This is a genomic window from Parashewanella sp. 2304DJ23-3 (genome assembly GCF_056591695.1).
In genome coordinates, this window is the sequence record NZ_JBWQOH010000035.1 from 1 (window position 1) to 477 (window position 477).

Annotated in this window: 1 protein-coding gene; it reads left to right on the plus strand. The window is 35.0% G+C overall.

The features are described from left to right. The first annotated feature begins 22 nt into the window (after nucleotides 1-22). Nucleotides 23-385: a DUF2750 domain-containing protein gene (locus AC1EU2_RS18770; protein WP_480299802.1), complete on the plus strand. Its 363-nt coding sequence runs from the start codon at nucleotides 23-25 to the stop codon at nucleotides 383-385. The last annotated feature ends 92 nt before the right edge of the window (nucleotides 386-477 follow it).

The following is a 477-nucleotide window of genomic DNA, read 5'->3' on the forward strand; positions in this document are numbered from 1 at the left end:
GGGCGTTAGGAGACTTAATTAGGTGAGTGTTGGATCGCAGATAGAAAAATTTTATCAAGAAGTAGCTGAAAACCAATATTTATGGTTTGGTGAATTCCCTAATGGTGCAACCCTTGAGCTTGATGTTTCAGACAATAAAGTGTCTTTTCCTGTATGGTCTTCTAAATCAAGAATGGTTAGATTGAAAAAATTGAATCCTGAATTATTAGGTGAAATTGAACCGAGAGGAATGTCTTGGATAAATTTTAAAGTGCACATGGTTCCTATCCTAAAAGAGAATGACCGACTAATTAATTTAAACTTAAGCGGCAAAAACTTAACAGGTTTTAATTTAGAGTTGAATTCTTTAATTAAAAACTTGGAGGCTCGCTTAAGCGTCTCCTAACAAGGCAATAAACAAGGACTAAAACTGGTTGGCTTTAGTCACTTCGTTCCTAAATTTAGCCAACCAATTTTAGCCTGTTATTGTAGGCGTTA